Origin of the sequence: Yoonia sp. 72, from assembly GCF_034652275.1 — a bacterium.
Classification (GTDB): Bacteria; Pseudomonadota; Alphaproteobacteria; order Rhodobacterales; family Rhodobacteraceae; genus Yoonia.
The window spans coordinates 378,894-401,246 of sequence record NZ_JAXIWG010000003.1; the positions used below are offsets into that span (position 1 = coordinate 378,894).

Below are 22,353 nucleotides of genomic sequence, written 5' to 3' on the forward strand. Positions count from 1 at the left end.
CAACGCAGCGATCACGAAATCGCCCGCTGCGCACCCTGCGTGATCGCATCGCGCAGTTTGCGTTCAAGGCTTTGGCGCTTGGCGTCCGAATAGTATTTCAACCCGACCATATCCTTGACGTAGAAGGTATCGACCACCTGTTCGCCGTAGGTCGCGATCACGGCGGATGCAATGTAGACATGCGCATTGGCCAAGGTCCGTGTCAGATCATAGAGCAGGCCGGGGCGGTCGCGGGTGTCGACCTCGATGATGGTGTAGATTTCGGACCCTTCGTTGTCGAAGGTGATTTTGGTATCCACCTTGAAGGCGCGTTCGCGTTTCTTGATCTTGTCCTTGTCTTTCAGCGCCTCGCGCGCCACGACCTCGCCGCGCAGGGTGCGCACGATCATCTGGCGCAGGCGTTGCAGGCGGCTTTCCTCGTAAGGATTGCCGTCGCCGTCCTGCACCCAGAACACCGCCGTCGCATAACCGTCCTTGGACGTGTAGGTGCGCGCATCGACGATATTGGCGCCCACCAGCGCGAGCGCGCCTGTCATCCGGCTGAAGAGGCCCGGATGGTCCACCATGGCGAAACAGGCGCGGGTCGCGTCGCGGTCGGCGTCGAGCATCAGGTCGATGCAGACCTGATTGTCGTCGATATCGCGCAACAGATTGGCAAAGATGACATGTGCGGCATTGGGCAGGCCCTGCCAATAGGGGCCGTAATGGCGGCCCACTTCGGTTTTCAATGCCTTTGCGTCCCATTCCGACAGGGCCGCGCGCAGGGCGCGTTTGGCCTCGGCCTCGCGGCTTTCGCGGTTGAGATCCTCAAGCCCGGTTTCAAGCGCGGCCTTGGTCGCCTTGTAGAGATTGCGGATCAGCACCGCTTTCCAGTTGTTCCATGTGCCGGGGCCAACGCCGCGGATGTCACAGACCGTCAGCACGGTCAAAAGGTCCAGCCGTTCCACCGATTTCACCGCATTGGCAAAGCCGCGCACGGTGCGCGGTTCGGCGATATCGCGTTTCTGTGCGACGTCCGACATCAGCAGGTGATAGCGGATCAGCCATTCGACCGTTTCGCATTCCTTCTTGTTCAACCCCAGCCGCGGACAGACTTTGCGCGCGATCTGCGCGCCTAGGATGGCGTGATCCTCGGGCCTGCCCTTGCCGATGTCGTGCAGCAAAAGCGCGACATAGAGCACCTTGCGGCTGATCCCGCGTTTGAGAATGCCAGAGGCGACCGGCAGTTCCTCGACCAGCTCGCCCCGTTCGATCTGGGCCAGGTTGCTGATGCACTGGATCGTGTGTTCGTCGACGGTGTAGTGGTGATACATATTGAACTGCATCATTGCGACGATCGGCGCGAATTCGGGCATGAAGGCCCCGAGCATCCCCAGTTCGTTCATCCGCCGCAGCCCGCGTTCAGGGTTGCCGTGCTTGAGCAGGATATCGAGGAAAATCCGGCTTGCCTCGCGGTTCTGGCGCAATTCGTCATCGACCAGATGCAGATGCGACGCGATCAGGCGCATGGCGTCCGGATGCAGCAGGGTGCCCGTGCGCAAGGCTTCCTCGAAGATACGCAGCATGTTCAGGTTGTCGGCAAAAAACGCTTTTTCATCGGCCACCGTCAGGCGGTTCTGCTTGATCGCATAGGGGGCCTTGGCGGCCTTGCGCCGCGCCAGCAGGCGGACCAGCATGGGTTCGGGCTTGGTATGTGTGGCCTCGAGTGCGGTCAGAAAGACGCGGGTCAGCTCTCCAACGCGGGTCGCTTCGCGGAAATAGGCCTGCATGAAGTGTTCGACCGCGCGCCTGCCGCCGTGATCGGTGTAGCCCATGGCGGAGGCCACCTCGACCTGCATGTCGAAGGTCAGTTGGTCGACCGCGCGGTTCGCGATCAGATGCAGGTGGCAGCGGACGGCCCACAGAAAATCCTCGGCCTTCACGAAAGTCTCGAATTCGTCCTGCGTGAACACGCCAAGGCCCACCAGTTCGGCGGCATCTTTCACGCCATTGACGTATTTGCTCATCCAAAACAGGGATTGCAGGTCGCGCAGCCCGCCTTTGCCTTCCTTGACGTTGGGTTCGACCATGTAGCGTTGGCCGCCTTGCTTGCGGTGCCGCTCGGCGCGTTCGGCCAGTTTCGCCTCGATGAAATCGCTGGCGGTGTTGCGGAAAAGATCCTGCCATAGCCGCTGGCCCAAAGATTTCGCCAGCGCCGCATCCCCCGCGAGATAGCGGTATTCGACCAGCGAGGTGCGGATCGTGTAATCCTCGCGGGCCAGACGCACGCAATCCTTCACGGTGCGGCTGGCATGGCCGATCTTCAGCTTGAGATCCCACAGCATGTAAAGCATGGATTCGATCACGCTCTCGGCCCAAGGGGTGATCTTGTAGGGCGTCAGGAACAGCAGATCGACGTCCGAATGGGGTGCCATCTCACCACGCCCGTAGCCGCCCACGGCAATCAGCGACAGCTTTTCCGCCTCGGTCGGGTTGGGGGCCGGATGCAGGCGGCGGGTGGCCACGTCAAGAATGATGGTGACGACCTGATCTGTCAGCCACGAATAAGCCCGCGTCGTGGGCCGCGAGGCAAAAGGCTGCATCGCAAAGGCGGTGCTGATCTCGGCCAGGCCCGCTTGCCGCGCCTCGGACAGGATGCGCACCGTGATGGCGCGCACCTCTTTTTCCGAAGCGACGCCGGCGGTTTCATCGTTGATGCGTGCGGTGACGGCGGCCGTGTCGAAAATCACGGACGCCGGACAGATCAATCCGTCCGGCGCTTCGACATGGCGGGCACGGACGGGCTCAGAGCCCGGCTGCGCCGAAGGTTCTAGGGGCTTGTTCAAGGATCACGACCTGATTTTGTTGGATGGTGGCAACGGCCAGCCCGCGTTCGTTCTGCCCGTTCGGCAGCAGGCGGAACACGCCCGAGGTGCCACGGAACCCTTGCGGTGTCGTCAGGGCAGAGCGTGTCAGCGCACCGTCGCCGGTCGCCATCAGCGCGCCGATCGCGGCGATCCCGTCATAGGCAAGACCCGCCAGCGGATGCGGCTGCGATCCATAGGTCGCGGCATAGCGGTTCTGGAACAGCGTCGCAGGTCCTTGATCTGGCATGGCGAAAAGCCCGCCTTGCACGCCCGGCAGCGAAAAGAGCTGCGGCACAGTATCCCAGCGCGTCAGCCCGACCAGCCGCGTTTCGGCGATGTCGAGGCCTGCTTCTGGCAGGCCGGTGGCGATAATCGGCAGGTCAGCATTTGCACCGGCTGTGGTAAAGATCGCCTGTGCACCATTCGAGTCTGCCGCACCCACCAGACGCCGCGTCGACGAGAAAATGCCCGCTTGCGACAGAGGATAGGATTCGGTGGCGACCACTTGCGATCCGTTCTGGCTGACCGCGCGGGCGATGGCATCGCGCCCCATCTCGCCGCCGATGTCCTGACCATGGGCGATCATGAACCGGTTCACGCCCTGCCGGCTGGCATATTGCACCAGTCTGCGGGCGGTATTGTCAAAGGTCTGGCCAAGGATAAAGACGTTGCCGCCCGCGATACTGGTGTTGTTGGAAAACGCGAGCACATTGACGTTGCTGCCCGCCACCGCGACGCCTGCCGCATTTGCGGCCTCGGCAAAGAGCGGCCCGAGAATGATCTGCGCGCCGTCATCGACGGCCATCCGCGCGACAGTGGCCGCCTGCGCCGGATCGGACCCCGTGTTGTAGACGCGCAGGTCGATCTGCGCGCCGTTGAGGTCCGCGATGGCCATACGCGCGGCATTTTCGAAATTCTGCGCCAGAAACGCGTCGCTACCGGCACTTGTCCCGCCTGGCACCAGCAGGGCTACCTGCACCGGCTGCGATGGATCGACCGTTGGGCCGACATCGGTTCCTTCCTGCAAGGTGGTTTCGCAAGCCGCGAGCCAAGCAAGGGACAAAAGGGCGAAAAGACGTGCTACCGGCTTGCAGGCCTGACGAAAAGGGGCGAACATCGTGGTATTCCTTCTGATTGCTGCACAAGGCGGCAGGTCCATCGGCCCGGCACGCTGCGCGTCGTTTGGGCGCATCATAAAGCAGGGGGGACAAGGGTCCAGCCATGAATCACCAGACCAAGCCACTCTCTGCCGGTCTTTACTTTGTCGCAACCCCGATCGGGTCGGCGCGCGACATCACGCTGCGCGCGCTCGATATCCTTGCGTCAGCCGACCTGATCGCGGCCGAGGATACGCGCACGGCCCGTAAACTGATGGAAATCCACGGCGTGCCGCTGAACGGACGCAAGGTCGTGGCCTTTCATGACCATAGCGGCGAAGGCGCGGTTGACCGGCTTGTTGCGGATATGGCGGCAGGCAGGTCTGTTGCCTATGTGTCAGAGGCGGGCACTCCGCTGGTCGCCGATCCGGGGTTCGAGCTGGGGCGCGCCGCCATCGCGGCAGGGGTGCCTGTCACGACGGCGCCGGGGGCTTCGGCGGTGCTTGCAGCCTTGACGGTATCCGGGCTGCCGACAGACAGGTTCGCCTTCGTGGGGTTCTTGCCCGCCGCGCGCCAGCAACGAGAAACCGATATCGCGGCCCTGCGCGACGTGCCCTTTACCTTGGTGTTTTATGAAAGCCCGAAACGCGTTGGGGAAATGTTAGCAAGTTTGCGCGATACATTGGGGGGTGAACGGCAGGCGGTCGTCTGCCGCGAACTGACCAAACGATTCGAGGAAACCACACGCGGCACGCTGGACGAGGTGGCACAGCATTATGCTGACCGCAGCGTCAAAGGCGAACTTGTCGTGCTGGTCGGGCGGGCCGGGGCCACGGATGTGGCCGACGGCGATGTGACAGAGGCATTGAAGGAAGCGATGAAAACCATGCGTGTGAAAGATGCAGCCACGGTCGTGGCGGGCGCGCTGGGTCTGCCACGGCGGCAGGTCTACCAGATCGCCTTGGGGCTGGGGTGCGAAGAGTGACAGGTCTGGTCAGCTATCACGGGGGTCTTGCCGCCGAAGATATCGTCGCGCGCGACTATGCTGCGCGTGCCCATCAGGTCGCGGCCCGGCGCTGGCGCGGCAAATCCGGTGAAATCGATCTGGTGATGCGCGATGGCGACACCGTCGTTTTCGTCGAGGTCAAGAAAAGCGCCAGTTTCGCGCAGGCTTCACTACGCATTGGGCGGCGGCAGATGGACCGACTTTGCGCAAGTGCGGCGGAATTTCTGGCAGGTGAACCGCGGGGCCAGCTCACCGATATGCGCTTTGATCTGGCGCTTGTCGATGGGCGTGGTGCCGTGAGTGTGATCGAAAACGCCTTCATGGAAGCCTGAACGCGGCATTGCACTGCGCTGCGCGCTGCGGCATGTAGCGGTATCACCCGCTGACAAAGGTTGCATCATGTCGTTGAAAGTTGCGTTCCAGATGGACCCGATCGGGCCGATCAACATCGATGCTGACAGCACGTTCCGCATCGCGGAAGAGGCGCAAGCGCGCGGGCATGAGTTGTTCTATTACACGCCTGACAAGCTGGCCTATGACCGCGGGCGCGTGATTGCGCGTGGTTGGCCGTTGCAGGTGCAGCGGATCAAGGGTGACCATTTCCGGCTGGGCGAGGCTGCCGAACTGGACCTGCGCGCCATGGATGTGGTCTGGTTGCGGCAGGACCCGCCCTTTGACATGGGCTATATCACGACGACGCATATTCTCGACATGATCCACCCCGCCACGTTGGTGGTGAATGACCCATTCTGGGTGCGCAATTCGCCTGAAAAACTGCTGGTGCTGAATTTCCCCGACCTAACGCCGCCCACGATGATCGCGCGTGATCTGCAGACCCTGCGTGCGTTCCGCGAGGAATATGGCGACGTGATCCTCAAGCCGCTTTACGGCAACGGCGGGGCGGGTGTGTTTAAGCTGGCGGGGGCGGACGCGAACCTTGCGTCGCTGCACGAACTTTTTTCGGGCATCAACCGCGAACCGCTGATCATGCAGCAATTCCTGCCCGCCGTGTCCAAGGGCGACAAGCGCATCATTCTTGTCGATGGGGAACCTGTGGGCGCGATCAACCGTGTGCCTGCCGCGGGCGAAACACGGTCCAACATGCATGTGGGCGGGCGGCCTGAAAAGGTCGCACTGACCGACCGCGACCGCGAAATCTGTGCCCGCATCGGGCCGCATTTGCGCGAAAAAGGGCAGGTTTTCGTTGGCATCGACGTGATCGGCGACTGGCTGACGGAAATCAACGTGACCTCGCCTACGGGTATTCAGGAACTGGAACGGTTTGACGGTGTCAACATCGCCGAAAAGATCTGGCAGGCGATCGAGAGCCGGCGCGCGCGCGATTTGACGTAATCCCGGGGGGGAGGTCTGCCTAGACCTCTTTCGCCATCGCCAGCCGGTAGCCGACAGCCTCGGCCACGTGGTTGCGGTGAACTTCGTCCGACCCGTCCAGATCGGCGATGGTGCGCGCCACGCGCAAAATCCGGTGATAACCGCGCGCTGACAGGCCGAATTTCTCGGCCACGCGCAACAACAGCACGCGCCCTTCGGCATCGGGTGTCGCGATCTGTTCGAGCAGGTGGCCTTCGGCATCGGCATTGACCCGCGCCTCGGTGTGCCCTGCGAACCGGGCCGCCTGCCGCCCCCGCGCTGCCGCTATGCGGGCCGCGATCACAGCAGAGCTGTCACCCGATTGCGGCAAATCGAGGTCCTGAAACGCGACCGGTGGTACCTCGACCCGCAGGTCGAAGCGGTCCATCAGGGGGCCGGAAATGCGGCCCATGTAATCCTCGCCGCAGACCGGCGCGCGGGTGCAGGCGCGGGCGGGGTCCGTCAAGTACCCGCATTTGCAGGGATTCGCGGCGGCGACCAGCATGAACCGGCAGGGATAGCGCACATGCGCATTCGCGCGGGCGACCACGACTTCGCCGGTCTCGATCGGCTGGCGCAGGGTTTCGAGCACGGTGCGGGGGAATTCGGGGAATTCGTCCATGAACAGCACGCCGTTATGCGCGAGCGAAATCTCGCCCGGTTTGGCACCACGTCCGCCGCCGACGATGGCCGCCATCGACGCCGTGTGATGCGGTTCGCGGAACGGGCGTTCGCGGTTGATTCCGCCATCGTCCAGTAACCCCGCCAGCGAATGGATCATCGAGGTTTCCAGCGCCTCGGCAGGGGACAGGGGTGGCAGGATACCCGCGATGCGCGCGGCGAGCATGGATTTGCCCGACCCCGGCGCGCCGACCAGCAACAGGTGATGCCGTCCGGCGGCCGCGATTTCCAGCGCGCGCTTGGCGCGTTCCTGGCCCTTCACTTCCGCGAAATCACGGCTGCGGCTGACCGTCTGCGCCTCGCCCGGGACCGAGGGCGCGATCACGCTTTGCCCCGTGAAATGGCGCACCATCGCGGCCAGACTACGGGGGGCGATGACATTCGCCTCTCCCACCCACGCTGCCTCTGCCCCGCAGGCGGCCGGACACAGCAGCATCCGCCCTTCGCTGGCCGCAGTCATCGCGGCGGGGAGGGCGCCCACGACCGGCACCAATGTACCGTCAAGCGACAATTCCCCCAAGGCCACGACCTGCGCCGCCTCGTCCCGCGGGATGATGTCAAGCGCCGCCAGCAGCGCCAGCGCGATGGGCAGGTCGAAATGCGACCCTTCCTTGGGCAGATCGGCGGGCGAGAGGTTGATGGTGATCCGCTTCGACGGCAGCGCGATGGCCATCGCGGTCAGGGCCGCGCGCACCCTTTCGCGGGCTTCAGAGACGGCCTTGTCCGGCAGGCCGACAATCGAAAAGGCGGGCACGCCGGGGGTGACGGCGCATTGCACCTCGACCAGACGGGCCTCGATCCCTTCAAAGGCCACTGTATAGGCGATGGCGACCATGCGCTGCTCCCCGCTTTTGGTTAACGGGTAGCCTGCGGCGGTTTACGAATGGTTAACGGGCCAGTCGCGGCGCGGGAGATCCATCGGATAGGGCCATGGATCGTGGATTTCTTCCAGCGCCGCGCGGCGCCAGTCCAGAAAAGCCGGATCGCGCAGATGGGCGTCGACATAGGCTTGCGCTGCCGCAGTGACCGGCAGACCGTAGGTGGTGATCCGCATCGCCACGGGGGCATAGAATACGTCCGCGAGCGTGTAGTCACCGAACAGCCACGGGCTGTCCGTGCTGTGCCGCGCGCGGGCCAGCGACCACAGCTCCTCGATCCGCGCCAGATCGGCTAGCACGGCGTCGGGCGGGGTGAACCCGTCCCAGACATGGGCAATCATATTCGGACATTCCCCGCGCAAGGCGCTGAAACCGCTGTGCATTTCGGCGCAGATCGACCGGGCCAGCGCGCGTGCTGCCGGATCGCGCGGATAAAGCGCTACGTCAGGATGGCGTTCCACCAATGTCTCGGCCATGGCAAGGCTGTCGGTCAAAACGAACCCTTCGGGCGTTGTCATCGCAGGCACGGTGCGTGCGGGGGCGATATGGGCCAGTTCCGCCGCCATTGTGCCCGCATAAAGCCCGACCATGCGGGTCTGGCAGGGCAGGCCGAATTTTTCCAGCATCAGCCAGCCGCGCAAGGACCAGCTGCTGAATGTCCGGTCACCGATGTAAACTGTATATGTCATGCGCAAAGGTTAGCAGCCAAGACGGGCACGGCAAAGCGACATCGCGTGATCCGGCCCATCACGGCAGATGATTGACCGCGCCCAAGGTCCAGCCCGCCCCGTCGCGCGCCACCTGTGTTACCGACAGATTGTCGATCTGATGCCCCAGCGCCTGATAAGCCGTGCTGCCCGATGCACGTTGAATCTGGGTCATGATGACGCCCATATGCGCGACCAGCACGATGTCGCGGCCTGCGAAACGCAGGGTCAGGTCATCGACCACGCGGGCGACGCGGGTGCTGACGTCGTTCCAGCTTTCGCCGTCAGGGGCGCGCAGATCGCCGGGTTCTTCCCAGAACCGGCGGCTGAGATCGGGGTCGCGCGCGGCGACGGCGCGCCAGTCCATCCCGTCCCAGATGCCGAAATCCATCTCGCGCAGGGCGGGCAAATCGGGCAGGCGGTGGCGCGTACGCCCGATCGCATCCGCCGTGGCCGAGGCGCGTTGCAGGTCGGACGCCACGATCACCGCATCGCTGGGCAGATGGTCCGCGACGCGCCCGATCAGGGCTGTGTCCGACAGATCGGCAGGCACATCGCGCCAGCCGACAAAGGATTTTTCATGCGTCGGCGCATGCCGCACCCACCAGAACCGCGTCATTTCAGGACCAGCGGCAGGCCCGCCATCACGACGACCACGCGGTCGGCCTGTGCCGCGATGGCTTGGTTGAGCGCGCCTTGCGCATTGCGGAACCGCCGCGCCAGCGCGTTGTCGGGAACAATGCCCTGTCCCACCTCGTTGGACACAACAACGACAGGGGCCGCGCAATCCGCAAGCGCCTGCACGAAAGCGGCCGCGGCGGCAGGCACGTCTTGGTCGGCCAGCATGACGTTCGTCAGCCACAAAGTCGCGCAATCGACCAGCACCGCGCTGTCCGGTCCGCGCTGCGACAAGATGGCACCCAAGTCCAGCGGCTCCTCGACCGTGGTCCAGCCGGTGCCGCGCAATTCCCTGTGCCGCGTGACCTTGGCCGCCATTTCATCGTCAAACACCTGTGCCGTGGCGATATAAACCTTTTCCAAACCGCTTTGTGCGATCAGGGCTTCGGCATAGCTGGATTTGCCGGAGGCGGCGCCGCCTAGGACAAGTGTGAGGTTCGGCAATGGTGTCATGAATATGCGAGTGATCCGTTTTCAGAATGCTCTCGTAACAAGGACATAAGGAAAAGTTAATCCGTTGCTCGACAATCTGGGAGAAGAATGATGGCCGTAAGTGGTTTTTCCGATCAAACACTGTCACGGACCGCAATGCGTGCCGAATTGCTGGATGCTGAAACCGAACTGCGCCTTGCCTATGCCTGGCGCGACCAGCGCGACGAAGAAGCGCTGCACCGCCTGATCACCGCCTATATGCGGCTGGCGATTTCCATGGCGTCGAAATTCAAACGCTACGGCGCCCCGATGAACGACCTGATCCAGGAAGCATCGGTTGGCCTGATGAAGGCCGCCGACAAATTCGACCCTGACCGTGGCGTGCGGTTTTCGACCTATGCGGTCTGGTGGATCAAGGCATCCATTCAAGATTACGTGATGCGCAACTGGTCCATGGTGCGCACAGGGTCCACATCGTCGCAGAAATCTTTGTTCTTCAACATGCGCCGCGTGCAGGCCCGTCTGGAACGTGAAGCCGCTGCCGAAGGCCGGACGCTGGAAACACACGAACTGCACGAAATGATCGCGATCGAGGTCGGCGTGCCGCTGCATGACGTACAGATGATGGATGGTCGCCTGTCGGGGTCGGATTTTTCGCTGAACGCCACGCAATCTGTCGATGACGAAGGCCGCGAATGGATCGACGCGCTGGAAGACGACGCGCCGCAAGCCGCCGAAAAGGTCGAGAATTCGCATGACACCGACACATTGCGCCAGTGGCTCGTCACGGCCCTGTCCGCGCTGAACGACCGCGAGCAGTTCATCGTGCGCGAACGCAAACTGCGCGACGAACCGCGCACGCTCGAAAGCCTCGGGTCGGAACTGGGCCTGTCCAAGGAACGCGTCCGCCAGCTGGAGGCTGCGGCCTTCGGCAAAATGCGCAAAAGCCTCGAGGCGCAAAGCAACGAAGTGCAATCCTTCTTCGCCTGACACGCCACATTGTCTTTCCGGTCGGTTCCGCCCTAAGGTCCGACTGGAATTGACCGGAGAAAGACCATGCTGGCGGGGCGACATATTCTGCTGATCGTGGGCGGCGGCATCGCCGCTTTCAAATCGCTCGACCTTGTGCGCCGCTTGCGCGATCAGGGCGCACGCGTGACGCCTGTGCTGACCAAGGCGGGGGCGGAATTCGTCACTCCGCTCAGCCTGTCGGCGCTGGCGGGATCGAAGGTCTATCAAGACCTGTTCGACCTGACGGACGAGGCCGAGATGGGCCATATCGAACTGTCCCGCGCTGCCGATCTGGTGGTCGTGGCTCCTGCCACTGCTGATCTGATGGCGAAAATGGCGGGCGGGCTGGCGAATGATCTGGCCTCGACCCTGCTTTTGGCGACAGACAAGCGCGTGCTGATCGTGCCTGCGATGAATGTGCGGATGTGGAACCACCCCGCGACACAGCGCAATCTGGCGACGTTGCAAGGCGATGGCGTGCTGGTGACCGGTCCCGATGAAGGTGTCATGGCCTGCGGCGAATTCGGCTCCGGCCGGATGGCCGAAGTCCCGCAGATCATCGCCGCAATAGGTGCCGCACTTGCCGATGGTCCGCTGAAAGGCAAGCATATCCTTGTCACGTCCGGCCCTACGCATGAACCGATTGACCCCGTGCGATATATCGCGAACCGGTCATCCGGCGCACAAGGCACGGCGATTGCCCGCGCGCTGGCGGGACTTGGGGCAGAGGTGACATTCATCACCGGCCCTGCCGATGTGCCCCCGCCTGACGGCGTACATGTGGTGCGCGTGCAGACCGCCGCCCAGATGCTGGCCGCCGTGCAGGCCGCAAAACCCGCCGCCGCGGCTATCTTTGCCGCCGCTGTTGCGGATTGGCGGGTCGCCAACGCAGGCCAGAGCAAGATCAAGAAAACCGCGTCCGGCCTGCCGCAACTGGAATTCGCCGAAAACCCCGACATTCTGGCGACCGTATCGCAGATGGGCGCAGGCCGCCCGCCGCTGGTCGTGGGGTTTGCCGCCGAAACCGATGATGTCATCGCCCATGCCACCGCCAAGCGGCTGCGCAAAGGCTGCGACTGGATCGTTGCAAATGATGTCTCGCCCGCGACCGGCATCATGGGTGGGTCCGAGAACGCGGTGACATTGATCACAGATCAGGGTGCCGAAAGCTGGCCGCGCATGACCAAGGATGAGGTCGCGCGCCAACTGGCCCAACGCATCGCGCAGGCGATCACATGACACCGCAGATCCGCCTGCTTTGGGACGAGGGGGCCGACACCACGCTCGGCCTGCCTGCCTATGCGACGGCCGGTGCCGCGGGTGCCGATCTTTGCGCCAATTTCGCGGACCGGCAGCCGCGCATCCTCGCCCCCGGCGCGCGGATGCTCATCCCCACCGGCCTGCGCATGGATATCCCCGCAGGGTTCGAGGTGCAGGTCAGGCCGCGTTCTGGCCTTGCGCTGAACCACGGGCTGACCCTGCTCAACAGCCCGGGCACGATCGACAGCGATTATCGCGGGCCGGTCGGGGTGATCGTCATCAACCACGGCATGGACAGTGTGACCATCACCCATGGCATACGGATCGCGCAGATGGTCGTGGCCCCCGTCGTGCAAGCGAGCTTCGCTTTGGTCGACGATCTGTCAGATACGGCGCGCGGCGCTGGCGGTTTCGGGTCCACCGGCACATGATCATGGTGGGTGCCATGGCCGCCGCCCTTTGGGGGATCGGCATCGCGATGAAAGCGCCCCATCAGGCGCGCTGGACGATGCTGGGCATCCTGCTGGTGGGTGTGATGATGCTGCATGTGGTGCTGCCTGCGGGCCACCCTTTGCGCATGGCGACAGGCGGTGATGCGCGGCTTTGGGGGCTGCTGATCGCCTTCGGTTTCATCGTCGCCGCCTATCGCCGTGGCCTTGCCCGGTTGCGCGCGCGGGTCACACCCGTCGCAGCCCCCGCCGCCAGACCCGGCAGCTTTTCGGACTCAGAACTGAACCGCTATGCCCGCCATATCGTGCTGCGCGAAATCGGCGGGCCGGGGCAAAAGGCTTTGCGCGACGCGCGCGTGCTGGTCGTGGGGGCAGGGGGGCTTGGCGCGCCCGCGCTGCAATATCTGGCCGCCGCCGGTGTCGGCACCATCGGGGTGATCGACGATGACAGCGTCGAGAACGCGAACCTGCAGCGGCAGGTGATCCACACCGACAAGAATATCGGCATGCCCAAGGTCCATTCCGCCGCCGCCGCGATGGTGGCGCAGAACCCGTTTGTGACCGTGCGCCCCTATCACCGCCGCCTGACCGCGGATGTCGCCGCCGACCTGTTTGCCGATTACGATCTGGTGCTGGACGGCAGCGACAATTTCGCGACCCGCTATCTGGTGAACGCAACCGCCGTGGCACAGGGCATCCCGCTGATCGCCGCCGCCCTGACGCAATGGGAAGGCCAGATCAGCCTCTACGATCCCGCGCATGGCACACCCTGCTACGCATGCGTGTTCCCGCAAGCGCCCGACCCCGCGCTGGTCCCCTCCTGCGCCGAGGCGGGCGTGCTTGGCCCCTTGCCCGGCGTCATCGGCGCGATGATGGCGGTCGAGGCGATCAAACAGATCACGCAGGCGGGTGACAGCCTTGCCGGACGGTTGCTGATCTACGACGCGCTTTACGCCCAGACCCGCACCATCACGATCAAGCCACGGCCCGATTGCGCCGTCTGCGCGGGCAAGGGTCTGACACCATCCAAAGGAGTTTCGCCATGACCAATCCCCTGTTGACCGACTGGGACACACCCTTTGGCCTGCCGCCTTTCGCCGCCATCGCGGATGATGATTTTGCACCTGCGGTCGATGCTGCATTGGCCCTGTCCCGCGCCAATATCGCCGCCATTGCGGACAATCCCGAAGCGCCCAGCTTTGCCAACACGATCGAGGCGCTGGAACAGGCCGATGCCACGCTGAACCGCGTCTTGGGCGCGTTCTACAGCCTTGCAGGGGCCGACAGTAACCCCGCGCGCGAAGCCTTGCAGCGCGATTTCGCGCCTTTGCTCAGCGCCTATTCCTCCGAGATTTCTGAAAACAAGGCGCTGTTCGCGCGGGTCGAGGCGCTCTGGACCGCGCGCGACACGCTCGACCTGACCGCCGAACAACAGCGCGTGCTGATGCTGACGCGGCGCGGCTTTGTGCGCTCGGGCGCTTTGCTGGAAGGCGACGCCGCCGCCCGCCTGCGCGCCGTCAAATCGCGGCTGTCGGTGCTGGGCACGCAATTCACTCAGAACCTGCTGGCCGATGAACGCAATTGGTTCATGCCGCTGGGCCCCGATGATCTGGACGGTCTGCCCGATTTCGTGCTGGCGACAGCGCGTGCTGCAGGGGCTGAAAAAGGCGCGGACGGTCCGGTCGTCACCCTGTCGCGGTCCCTGATCGTGCCGTTCCTGCAATTTTCCGCGCGCCGTGATCTGCGGCAAAAGGCATACCTCGCCTGGGGCGCACGCGGGGCCAATGGCGGGGCGACTGACAACCGCGCGATTGCGGCCGAAACGCTGGCCTTGCGGCAGGAACGGGCGGCGCTGCTCGGCTACGCGAGCTTTGCCGATTTCAAGCTGGAAACCGAAATGGCAGGCAATCCTGCGGCGGTGCGCGATCTGTTGATGCAGGTCTGGCACCCTGCCAAAGCCGCCGCCGAGGCCGATGCTGCGACACTCGAACAGATGTTGCACGCGGATGGTCACACAGGGCTGCTGGAACCCTGGGACTGGCGCTATTATTCCGAAAAGCGCCGCCGCGCGCTCCATGATCTGGACGAAGCCGCACTCAAACCCTACCTGCAACTCGACCGGATGATCGACGCGGCTTTCGCCTGTGCGCACAGGCTCTTCGGGCTGGATTTCACCCCGATCGACGGCCCTGTCTACCACGCGGATGTGCGGATGTGGGAGGTGACGCGCGACGGCCAGCATGTCGCGGTCTTTATCGGCGATTACTTCGCGCGCGGATCGAAACGGTCCGGCGCGTGGTGTTCGGCGATGCGGTCGCAACAGCGGCTGACAGGCGATATCCGCCCGCATGTCATCAACGTCTGCAACTTCGCCAAACCCGAGGCGGGCAAACCCGCGCTTTTGTCCTACGACGACGCGCGCACGCTGTTTCACGAATTCGGCCATGCATTGCACCAGATGCTGTCAGATGTGACCTATGAAAGCATCAGCGGCACCTCTGTCGCGCGCGATTTCGTGGAATTGCCCAGCCAGCTTTACGAACACTGGCTTGGTGTCCCCGCCGTCCTGTCCGAATTCGCGACCCATGCCGACACAGGCGCGCCAATGCCTGCCGATTTGCTGCACCGGATGCTCGGGGCTGCAAATTACGACATGGGTTTCCAGACGGTGGAATATGTGGCCTCGGCCCTTGTTGATCTGGGCTTTCATGACGGGCCTGCCCCCGCCGATCCGATGCAGCGGCAGGCGGAAATCCTTGCCGAAATCGGGATGCCGCGCGCCATCGGCATGCGCCATGCGACCCCGCATTTCGCGCATGTCTTTGCCGGCGACGGCTATTCCAGCGGCTATTACAGCTATATGTGGTCCGAGGTGATGGACGCCGACGCCTTCGCCGCCTTCGAGGAAACAGGCGATCCTTTCGATCCCGCCACCGCCGCCAAGCTGCAACAGACGGTGCTGTCCTCAGGCGGATCGGTCGATGCCGCCGATCTCTACACCGCTTTCCGGGGCCGGATGCCGGGGGTTGATGCCTTGCTGAAAGGCCGCGGTCTGGCCGCCTGATCATCTTCCGAGCCCAAATATCCCGGGGGAGCCCCGACAGGGGCGGGGGCAGCGCCCCCTGCGGCCTCAGCGGCGCGGATCGTCGGGATGCCGTTCCACGCCGACCGGGTCCTTGTGGATCAGCACATCGGCGCGCGGATAGGCTGCGATGATTTCGCGGCGCAGGCGCGCGCCGATGGCATGGGCGGCATCCAGCGATTGCGCGCCATCCAGCTCGATATGCAGGTTCACAAAGACACGGCTGCCCGCAACGCGGGTTTTCAGGTCGTGATGCCCGTGCACGCCGTCGCAGCCTTCCACGATCTGCCGGATGCCCGCGATCATCGCAGGATCAGCCTGCCGGTCCATCAGCGCGTCCCACGCTCCCTTGCCGATCCGCAGCGCACCGACCGCCAGAAAGGCCGCAGCCCCCAGCGCCACGACACTGTCGATCTGGAACAGCCCGAACCGCGCCGAGGCCCAAAGTGCCACAATCGCCCCGATATTGGGGATCAGATCCCCCATGTAGTGCAGGCTGTCGGCCAGCACGACCTTGTTGCCTGTGCGCCGCGCGACATGGCGCTGCCACGTCACCAACCCCAGCGTCACGATGATGGAAAACACCATGACCGCCATCCCGAAACCTTCGGATTGCGGCATGGCCGTGGTGTCGTCGAGCAGCCGCAGCACGGCGGCCACCGCGATCACAGCGGCCGAGACAAGGATGAACAGGGACTGCCCCAAGGCCGCCAGATCCTCGGCCGAGGTATGACCAAAGTTGTGGTCGTCATCGGCGGGTTTGGCGGCATAGGCGATGGCGGCCAGACCGCCCAGCGACATCATCAGGTCCAGCGCGCTGTCAGCCAGCGTCGCCGCGACCGCAAGTGATCCGGTTTCCGCCAGCGCCCAAAGCTTGGCCGCGACCAGCACAGCGGCGACCGTCACGGACAAAAGCCCGGCGGACAGGTTCAGGCGGGTGTCGTTTGGCGTGCTCATGCGCGGTGCTTAGGCAATCAGGCTACCGCTGGCAATGCGCAGTGCTTAGTCGCGCAATTCTTCCGGTGTGACGCCCCAGATGTCGGATTTCGGCACCCAGCCGCGATAGCCGCCCGCGTTCAGCTGGCACCAGTCCGGTTCGCATCGGCCAAGTCGCGCGATAACCCCCTGTTCGAGAATGGCGTTCTCGGTCGCGCTCGGGTCGGGGCGGGCGCGCAAGGCGGTGGTGGCTTCGTTGACAAGTACGGTGCGCGCGCCCGAAAGCAGCGTGTAATGAATCCACCCGCCCTGGCCGTCGCGGTCGATCACGCGCCGCCACTGGCCGTATTCCGCGACCAGTTGCAGCGGCATGTTGCGACGCTTGAACACCCAGTCGATCCGGTGCGACAGCGACGGGCCACGGCGCACATTGGCCTCGCCCGCGTTCAGCGACACGAACCGCGGCACCGGCAGGTTGGTTTCCGGCCCGATCGCAGGACCGTCGCTGGCCTCTTGCGCGACAGCGGCAGCACCGGCCAGCAGCACGGCACAAAGGGCCAGGCGCAATGTGCGGGACCACCGGACGAAACTGTTCATTTTCTGCCTTTTACTGCCCGTTTCGGGCGCGCCGTTCTTGTGCTGCGCGTCCCTTTGGAGCAACCTGCCACGCAGGACCGGATTTGAAAAGCCAAGAGGGACGAACCATGCCAGGAAAGCATCTTACTGTTGTCGTGACGCGACAATTGCCAGAGCAGGTCGAAACCCGGCTGAAGGAACTGTTCGACGTGCAGTTGCGCGATACTGACGCGCCGATGACACCGGATGAACTGGTCGATGCGATGCAATCCGCCGATGTGCTGGTCCCAACGATCACCGACCAGATCGATGCGAAAATCCTGGCCCGCGCGGGTGACAAGCTCAAGCTGATTGCCAATTACGGGGCAGGCGTGGACCATATCGATGTCGCCACCGCACGCCAGCGCGGCATTCATGTGTCCAACACGCCCGGCGTGATGACCGATGACACCGCCGATATGGTGATGGCGCTGATCCTTGGCGTGACGCGCCGGATGGGCGAGGGGATCAGGCTGGCGCAATCGGACACATGGCAAGGCTGGACACCCACCGCGATGATGGGTGGCCGGATCAAGGGGCGGCGTCTTGGGATTCTTGGCATGGGCCGGATCGGGCAGGCGGTCGCCCGCCGTGCGGCGGCTTTTGGCCTGCAGGTCCATTACCACAACCGCCGCCGCCTGCGCCCCGAAGTGGAAGAGGCGCTGGATGCGACCTATTGGGAAAGCCTCGATCAGATGGTCGCGCGTATGGACATCCTGTCGATCAACTGCCCGCATACGCCGTCCACCTTCCATCTGATGAACGCACGCCGGCTAAAACTGATGAAACCCTCTGCTGTGATCGTGAACACGTCCCGCGGCGAGGTGATCGACGAAAACGCCCTGACGCGGATGCTGCGCGCGGGTGAAATCGCAGGCGCGGGGCTGGATGTGTTCGAGCGCGGGCACCTGATCAACCCGCGTCTGAAGGAACTACCCAATGCGATCCTGCTGCCGCATATGGGGTCTGCCACGCTGGAAGGCCGGATCGAGATGGGCGAGAAAGTCATCCTCAATATCAAGACCTTCGCCGATGGGCATCGCCCGCCGGATCTGGTTGTGCCCAGCATGTTATGACGCTAATCTGACAGCACAACCAGTTCTGCCCGACTTTGGGACCATCCCCGACGCGGCGTTTTCTTTGTTTTTCAACATGAAACGTATTTGCAAAGGGGTTCAGCGTCATGCGCGTCCTGCTTCCTGTTCTTGGTGTGTTCATCCTCGTTTTTGCGGCCGCCATCCTGTTCTTTTTCAAGCAGGGTCTGGACAGCTATACCTTTGCCCGCAGTCTGCAATCTGTCACGATCACGCCGCCCGCCGGCTGGGATGCGGCCCCCTATCAGACCGCGGATGGCGAGGCGATTAGCGGCGCGCCGTTCGATCCTGCGCCAGTCGCAGCGACCACCACGAACGACATCCTTTTCGCCTTCGAAAGCGCACGGCTTGGCAATAATGACGGGGTTGCTACGACCTTTCGGTCCGGCGATGAAATGATCGCCCTGCGCATGCAGACCGTGACGTTCGTGCCGCGCCGCACCAGTTTCGCCGAGAGGCTGGGTTACGCTTCGGCGAAAACCGAGCCGGCCCCCGCGCTGGAGGTTTTCGGATCACTGGAGGCCGTGCCGTTCCATGTGAGCCCGCGCCAGTCCAGCGTGGATGGCAGCGCCGTGCCGGTGCCCGTGAACTACCGCTATCTGACCGCCACGGTCGGCGATCCCGAGGTCGCCGACACCGTCGCGATTTCCATTCTGACCAACAGCAGCGACGCAGCCCTTGCCGCCTTGCTGGACGGTTTCGATCTCGCGGCCGTCAACGACCGCTTGCCGCAACCGTCGGGCGACGTGTTGGCAGGTCTTGGCTTTGTGCCCCGCGCGGCGGGTCCCTTGTCGGACGCACCACCGCGCCCGACACCTGCCTACCGCGCGATGGCGATGCTGAACGACGGTAAACCGCTGGACCCGCTCAACCAGCAACTTGTGACACGGATCGCGACATTCGAGATCACCGACATGGCCGGCCTGCTGGTCAATTACCCCAGTCTCGATGTGATCCGGGGTGATGTGCTGCAATTGCTTGAAGATGGCAGCGCGGAAAACGCTGCGCGCGCCAATGCCCGCCTGATGGCCAACAGCGGGCGCGCATGGAACAGCCACGAATACTACGTCCTGTCCGAAGTCGGCAAACCCGGCACGTCACAGCAAAGCCTTGCGGCCTATCTGGCCAACGGATACGAGATCGCCCCCGAAGTGCTGGCGCTTGTCGCGCGGCTGCCCGAAACGGGCGTCGCCAGTGCGGCGGATGAAACGGGAGCACGTCCTGCCGCGCAGGGCGGTTTCAGCGTGCAGACCTGCACCTTGCAGAATGGCGTGCGGCGCTGCGTCGTCGGCGGCAACTAGACGGGCCCGCTGTCGCAATTAGACGACAAGGCGTCGGCTGGTTCTGACGTGCGTTGCGGCTTTCAAGCAGATTGCACCCAAAGCAGCGCCGAGGGAATCGTCAGCATGAAAACGCAAGTCAAAGCATTGGTCGTCGGTGGCGGTGCTGTGGGAACATCCATCGCCTATCATCTGGCCAAGGCCGGATGGGATGATGTCATGCTGCTGGAACGCGACGAGCTGACATCGGGCTCCACCTGGCACGCGGCGGGTCTGCTGCCCTTGTTCAACATGTCCTTTGCCACGACGCATATTCACAAATATTCGGTCGATTTCTACAAATCGCTGGAGGCGGAAACCGGCCTGAACGCAGGCTTCGCCGTCGTCGGTAACCTGCGCATGGCCCAGACGCAGGAGCGCATGGATGAATTCATGCTCTATGCCTCAACCGCCGAGACCTGCGACGTGCCTTACGTCTGGATGACCCCCGACGAGATCAAGGCGAAATGGCCGCTGATCCGCACCGACGATCTCAAAGGCGCGCTGTATCACCACACTGATGGCTACATTAACCCCGCCGATGTGACGCAGGCGATGGCCAAAGGTGCCCGCCAGCGCGGGGTAGAGATCGTGCGCAAATGGCAGGCCGATGCGTTCCACTGGAACGGTGACGCGTGGGAAGTGACCTGCACCAAGATGGTGGAAAAAGGCGGCAATCTGGTGCCGTCCGACGAACAGATCGTCGTTACCGCCGAACATGTCGTCACCGCCAGTGGCAACCACGCGCAGACGACTGCGAAAAAGCTTGGCATCAAGATCCCCGCGATCCCCGTCGAACACCAATTCATCGTGATGGATCAGGACCCCGCGCTGGTGCAGTTCCGCGCCGAGGGCAATGTCGAACACCCCGTGGTGCGCGACGCCGACGCGCAGTCCTATGTGCGCGAGGAACGCGGCGGCTGGATTTTGGGCGTCTACGAAAAGAACGCGCCTGCCGTGTTTGAATACGGTGTGCCGGACAGTTTCCGCGCCGATCTGTTCCCGCTCGATCTGGAACGGATCGAGGAACAGTATATGGCGATGATCCACCGGATTCCGTCCTGCGAAAACTCTGGCCTGAAGGACGATTTTAACGGCCCGATCTGTTACACCCCTGACGGCAATCCGCTGGTCGGCCCGGCGCCCGGCCTGCGCAATATGTGGCTGGCGGAAGGGTTCAGTTTCGGGATCACCGCCGCTGGTGGCACGGGCTATTACCTTGCCCAGATGATGGTGAAGGGCGAGGCCGAGATCGACATGGCATCGCTTGACCCCAAGCGTTACGGCAACTGGATGACCACCGAATTTGCCGCCCGCAAGAATGAGGAATGCTACGACCACGTCTACATCCTGCACCATCCGGATGAAGAACGCCCCGCCTGCCGCCCCCTGCGCACATCGCCCGCCTATGACCGCCAGGCCGCACGCGGCGCGCAATTCGGCTTTGTGAACGGCTGGGAACGGCCCAATTACTATGCCCCCGCAGGGTTCAACGACCATGACAGCCGGTCCTTCCGGCGCGGCGGCTGGTGGCAATATGCGGTGGAAGAGGCCAAGGCGATCCGCGAAGGCGTTGGCCTGATCGACGCCACCGCCTTTACCAAGCACCGGATCACTGGCGCGGGGGCGACGGCGTTTCTGGACTGGTTCACCACCAACAAACTGCCGAAAGTTGGCCGGATCAACCTGACCTATGCGCTGACCGCCCATGGCACGACGCGCACCGAATATACCATCGTCCGCAACGGCGAAAATGATTATTACCTCGTCTCTGCCGGGGCTTGGACTGCCTACGATCAGGATTACCTGTTCAAGGCGATCGAGGATATGGAACCCACCTTCGGCCGCATCAATGCGCAGGATGTGACCACACAATGGGGCGTTTTCGCCATCGCCGGCCCCAAATCCCGCGATGTGCTGGCCGCTGTCATCAAGGACGCCGACCCCGCGACCGCGCTGTCGAACAAACGCTTTCCGTGGCTGTCGGCGCGAAAGATCGAACTGGGGATGTGTCCCGTGAATGCGATCCGTGTCGCCTATACCGGCGAGCTGGGCTGGGAATTGCACCACCCGATCGAGATGCAGAATTACCTGTTCGATCTGCTGGAAAAGGCCGGTGCTGAGCATGGCATGAAACTGGTCGGCGCGCGCGCGCAAAACTGGTTGCGGCAGGAAAAATCATACCGCGCCTTTGGCAACGAACTGGGCCGCGACGCGACCCCGCTCGAGGCTGATTTGCCGCGCTTTGTGGACCTGTCCAAGGATTTCCACGGCAAGACGGCGATGCTGGAAAAGGGGATCCGCAGCAAATGCGTCACCCTGCTGATCGACGGGCCGGATGATGCCGATCCATGGGGCCGCGAGGCGCTCTATCATGGCGACACCCGTGTGGGGCGTCTGACCTCGGGTGGCTATTCGGTGGCTTTCGGCAAATCCATCGGCATGGGCTATGTAAAGCCTGAAATGGCGGTTGTCGGCACGCAGCTGCAGGTCAAGATGCTGGACCAGCTCTGGCCTGCCGAGATCGTCGAGGACAGCCCCTATGATCCGCAGAACGCGGCGATCAGGATTGACGGCTAGCCCCGCCAGCGCCGCCGCAAAAGATCAATCCGCCTGCGGCCCCGGATCAGGATACTGGTGACGGGGCCTTTCAGGGCGGGCACGTCGATGGCCAGCAGCAGCAGGCCAAGCGGGATCATCCAAAGACCAAACACGGGCAGGATCGCCAGAAATCCGCCGAGGATGAACGCGACGCCAAGCACGATCCGCGCAATCATCCAGCCGGGTTTGCGGATGCGGGCCATACCCGGCACATGCGGCGCTATCTTGCGATATTGTCGGTCAAATCGGGCACGGATACGGTCGCGTTTGCGGTTCATCGCGTGCAGGTA

20 protein-coding genes are annotated in these 22,353 nt (G+C 63.5%); 11 read left to right on the forward strand and 9 right to left on the reverse strand.

Features of this window, described 5'->3' with window-relative positions; translation table 11 throughout:
* Positions 1–11 precede the first annotated feature (11 nt).
* Both VCK47_RS14245 and VCK47_RS14250 read right to left on the reverse strand, forming a co-directional pair.
* Positions 12–2,825: a [protein-PII] uridylyltransferase gene (locus VCK47_RS14245; RefSeq protein ID WP_416236679.1), complete on the reverse strand. Its 2,814-nt coding sequence runs from the start codon at positions 2,823–2,825 to the stop codon at positions 12–14.
* Complete coding sequence (locus tag VCK47_RS14250) at positions 2,785–3,963, reverse strand: penicillin-binding protein activator (protein ID WP_322890216.1); 1,179 nt, start codon at positions 3,961–3,963, stop codon at positions 2,785–2,787. The genes VCK47_RS14245 and VCK47_RS14250 overlap by 41 nt, the downstream gene beginning before the upstream one ends.
* A 104-nt stretch (positions 3,964–4,067) precedes the next feature.
* Here VCK47_RS14250 and rsmI point away from each other — a divergent pair, with 104 nt between their 5' ends.
* From rsmI to gshB, 3 genes are all read left to right on the forward strand, one after another.
* Positions 4,068–4,928: a 16S rRNA (cytidine(1402)-2'-O)-methyltransferase gene (gene rsmI, locus VCK47_RS14255; RefSeq protein WP_322890215.1), complete on the forward strand. Its 861-nt coding sequence runs from the start codon at positions 4,068–4,070 to the stop codon at positions 4,926–4,928.
* Entirely contained in the window at positions 4,925–5,281 is a 357-nt protein-coding gene (locus VCK47_RS14260) for a YraN family protein (protein ID WP_322890214.1), read from the forward strand. Before rsmI ends, VCK47_RS14260 begins: the two co-directional genes overlap by 4 nt.
* A gap of 67 nt (positions 5,282–5,348) precedes the next feature.
* Complete coding sequence (gene gshB / locus VCK47_RS14265; RefSeq protein ID WP_322890213.1) at positions 5,349–6,302, forward strand: glutathione synthase; 954 nt, start codon at positions 5,349–5,351, stop codon at positions 6,300–6,302.
* Positions 6,303–6,321: 19 nt separating this feature from the next.
* Here gshB and VCK47_RS14270 read toward each other — a convergent pair whose 3' ends face one another.
* From VCK47_RS14270 to cobU, 4 genes are read right to left on the reverse strand one after another with little or no spacing between them, the layout of a single operon-like run.
* Positions 6,322–7,836 (reverse strand): YifB family Mg chelatase-like AAA ATPase, encoded by a 1,515-nt coding sequence (locus VCK47_RS14270; protein ID WP_322890212.1) that lies wholly within the window; start codon positions 7,834–7,836, stop codon positions 6,322–6,324.
* A gap of 42 nt (positions 7,837–7,878) precedes the next feature.
* A complete protein-coding gene (locus VCK47_RS14275) occupies positions 7,879–8,568 on the reverse strand; it encodes a glutathione S-transferase (protein WP_322890211.1) in 690 nt (229 codons plus the stop codon).
* A 58-nt stretch (positions 8,569–8,626) separates the two neighbouring features.
* Positions 8,627–9,205, reverse strand: coding sequence for a histidine phosphatase family protein (locus VCK47_RS14280; protein ID WP_322890210.1), 579 nt, complete (start codon positions 9,203–9,205; stop codon positions 8,627–8,629).
* Positions 9,202–9,717, reverse strand: a complete 516-nt coding sequence (gene cobU, locus VCK47_RS14285; RefSeq protein ID WP_322890209.1) for a bifunctional adenosylcobinamide kinase/adenosylcobinamide-phosphate guanylyltransferase — start codon at positions 9,715–9,717, stop codon at positions 9,202–9,204. Before cobU ends, VCK47_RS14280 begins: the two co-directional genes overlap by 4 nt.
* Positions 9,718–9,807: 90 nt before the next feature.
* On the opposite strand from cobU, the gene VCK47_RS14290 reads away from it, so the two are divergent.
* The 5 genes from VCK47_RS14290 (at position 9,808) to VCK47_RS14310 (ending at position 15,480) form a co-directional block, all read left to right on the forward strand.
* The gene (locus tag VCK47_RS14290; protein ID WP_322890208.1) at positions 9,808–10,686 is read left to right on the forward strand and encodes an RNA polymerase factor sigma-32; all 879 of its coding nucleotides are present in this window, start codon (positions 9,808–9,810) and stop codon (positions 10,684–10,686) included.
* Between the two features lie 66 nt (positions 10,687–10,752).
* A complete protein-coding gene (gene coaBC / locus VCK47_RS14295) occupies positions 10,753–11,946 on the forward strand; it encodes a bifunctional phosphopantothenoylcysteine decarboxylase/phosphopantothenate--cysteine ligase CoaBC (RefSeq protein WP_322890207.1) in 1,194 nt (397 codons plus the stop codon).
* Entirely contained in the window at positions 11,943–12,398 is a 456-nt protein-coding gene (dut, locus tag VCK47_RS14300; protein ID WP_322890206.1) for a dUTP diphosphatase, read from the forward strand. Before coaBC ends, dut begins: the two co-directional genes overlap by 4 nt.
* Positions 12,395–13,462: a molybdopterin-synthase adenylyltransferase MoeB gene (locus VCK47_RS14305; protein WP_322890205.1), complete on the forward strand. Its 1,068-nt coding sequence runs from the start codon at positions 12,395–12,397 to the stop codon at positions 13,460–13,462. Before dut ends, VCK47_RS14305 begins: the two co-directional genes overlap by 4 nt.
* Positions 13,459–15,480, forward strand: coding sequence for a M3 family metallopeptidase (locus VCK47_RS14310; RefSeq protein WP_322890204.1), 2,022 nt, complete (start codon positions 13,459–13,461; stop codon positions 15,478–15,480). Before VCK47_RS14305 ends, VCK47_RS14310 begins: the two co-directional genes overlap by 4 nt.
* Positions 15,481–15,546: 66 nt before the next feature.
* On the opposite strand, the gene VCK47_RS14315 is transcribed toward VCK47_RS14310, so the two are convergent.
* The gene (locus VCK47_RS14315; protein WP_322890203.1) at positions 15,547–16,455 is read right to left on the reverse strand and encodes a cation diffusion facilitator family transporter; all 909 of its coding nucleotides are present in this window, start codon (positions 16,453–16,455) and stop codon (positions 15,547–15,549) included.
* Between the two features lie 45 nt (positions 16,456–16,500).
* Positions 16,501–17,031 (reverse strand): SH3 domain-containing protein, encoded by a 531-nt coding sequence (locus VCK47_RS14320; RefSeq protein ID WP_322890202.1) that lies wholly within the window; start codon positions 17,029–17,031, stop codon positions 16,501–16,503.
* A 107-nt stretch (positions 17,032–17,138) separates the two neighbouring features.
* On the opposite strand from VCK47_RS14320, the gene VCK47_RS14325 reads away from it, so the two are divergent.
* The 3 genes from VCK47_RS14325 to VCK47_RS14335 all read left to right on the forward strand — a co-directional run bounded on the left by VCK47_RS14325 (position 17,139) and on the right by VCK47_RS14335 (position 22,042).
* The gene (locus VCK47_RS14325; RefSeq protein ID WP_322890201.1) at positions 17,139–18,125 is read left to right on the forward strand and encodes a D-glycerate dehydrogenase; all 987 of its coding nucleotides are present in this window, start codon (positions 17,139–17,141) and stop codon (positions 18,123–18,125) included.
* A gap of 107 nt (positions 18,126–18,232) precedes the next feature.
* On the forward strand, positions 18,233–19,444 hold the full coding sequence (locus tag VCK47_RS14330; protein ID WP_322890200.1) for a hypothetical protein: 1,212 nt from the start codon (positions 18,233–18,235) through the stop codon (positions 19,442–19,444).
* Between the two features lie 105 nt (positions 19,445–19,549).
* A complete protein-coding gene (locus VCK47_RS14335; RefSeq protein WP_322890199.1) occupies positions 19,550–22,042 on the forward strand; it encodes an FAD-dependent oxidoreductase in 2,493 nt (830 codons plus the stop codon).
* Here VCK47_RS14335 and VCK47_RS14340 read toward each other — a convergent pair.
* Positions 22,039–22,266, reverse strand: coding sequence for a hypothetical protein (locus VCK47_RS14340; protein WP_322890198.1), 228 nt, complete (start codon positions 22,264–22,266; stop codon positions 22,039–22,041). The two genes, VCK47_RS14335 and VCK47_RS14340, sit on opposite strands and share 4 nt — an antisense overlap.
* Positions 22,267–22,353: the final 87 nt, after the last annotated feature.